The sequence below is a fragment of the Streptomyces sp. NPDC058701 genome (assembly GCF_042715295.1).
In the GTDB taxonomy this organism is placed as follows: domain Bacteria; phylum Actinomycetota; class Actinomycetes; order Streptomycetales; family Streptomycetaceae; genus Streptomyces.
Map to the genome: position 1 here is coordinate 1 of NZ_JBHXSY010000141.1, position 1628 is coordinate 1628.

Below are 1628 nucleotides of genomic sequence, written 5' to 3' on the forward strand. Positions count from 1 at the left end.
CCCAGCGTCGTCTGCACCTCCGGGTGACGGCGCTTGAGCTCGCGGATCGCCTCGATCGTCGCGATGCCGTCCTTGCGGGACTCCTCCTGGCCGGTGCAGATCGTGAAGGTCAGGGTGTCGATGAGGATGTCCGACTCCCGGATGCCCCAGTTCCCCGTCAGGTCCCCGATGAGGCGCTGGGCGATCGCCACCTTGTGCTCGACGGTGCGGGCCTGGCCCTCCTCGTCGATGGTCAGCGCGATCAGCGCGGCGCCGTGCTCCTGCGCCAGCCGGGTCACCTTCGCGAAGCGGGACTCCGGACCGTCGCCGTCCTCGTAGTTCACCGAGTTGATCACCGCGCGGCCGCCGAGCTTCTCCAGACCGGCCTGGAGGACGGGGACCTCGGTGGAGTCCAGGACGATCGGCAGGGTCGAGGCCGTGGCGAACCGCCCGGCCAGCTCCTGCATGTCGGCGACGCCGTCGCGGCCGACGTAGTCGACGCACAGGTCGAGCATGTGGGCGCCTTCACGGATCTGGTCCCGGGCCATCTCCACACAGTCGTCCCAGCGCGCCTCCAGCATCGCGTCACGGAACTTCTTCGACCCGTTCGCGTTCGTCCGCTCGCCGATCGCCATGTACGCCGTGTCCTGCCGGAACGGCACCGTCTGGTACAGCGAGGCCGCACCCGGCTCCGGACGCGGGTCGCGGGCGGCCGGTACGGCCCCCCGGACACGCTCGACGACCTGACGCAGATGCTCGGGAGTGGTACCGCAGCAGCCCCCGACCAGCGACAGCCCGTACTCGCGCACGAACATCTCCTGCGCGTCCGCCAGCTCCGGAGCCGACAGCGGATAGTGCGCGCCGTCCCGGGTCAACACCGGCAGACCCGCATTGGGCATGCAGGAGATCGGGATACGGGCGTTGCGCGCCAGATAGCGCAGGTGCTCACTCATCTCCGCCGGCCCGGTGGCGCAGTTCAGACCGATCATGTCGATGCCCAGCGGCTCCAGCGCCGTCAGCGCCGCGCCGATCTCCGAGCCCAGCAGCATCGTCCCGGTCGTCTCCACCGTCACCGAGCAGATCAGCGGCACCGACACACCCAGCGCCGCCATCGCCCGGTGCGCACCGACGATGGAGGACTTCGTCTGCAGCAGGTCCTGCGTCGTCTCCACCAGCAGGGCGTCCGCACCGCCGGAGATCAGACCCTCCGCGTTGACCTGATAGGCGTCACGGATCTGCCCATAGGTGATGTGGCCCAGCGTCGGCAGCTTGGTGCCCGGACCCATCGAGCCCAGCACCCACCGCTGCTGCCCCGTCGCCACGGTGAACTCGTCCGCGACCTCCCGGGCGATCCGCGCACCCGCCTCGGACAGCTCGAAGTTCCGCTCCGCGATGTCGTACTCCGCCAGCGCCGCGTAATTCGCACCGAACGTGTTCGTCTCGACGCAGTCCACACCCACCGAGAAGTACGCCTCGTGGACCGTGCGCACGATGTCCGGCCGCGTCACGTTCAGAACCTCATTGCAGCCCTCCAGCTGCTGGAAGTCCTCCATCGAGGGATCCTGCTCCTGCAGCATCGTCCCCATCGCACCATCGGCCACCACCACACGAGTGGCAAGAGCCTCACGGAGGGCGTCGGCCCGGGTCTG

1 protein-coding gene is annotated in these 1628 nt (G+C 69.2%); it reads right to left on the reverse strand.

The window, feature by feature from the left end; all coding sequences use genetic code 11:
* Positions 1-1628 (reverse strand): homocysteine S-methyltransferase family protein (locus ACFWW8_RS38575; RefSeq protein ID WP_386537609.1); only part of this gene is annotated, 1628 nt, incomplete at both ends.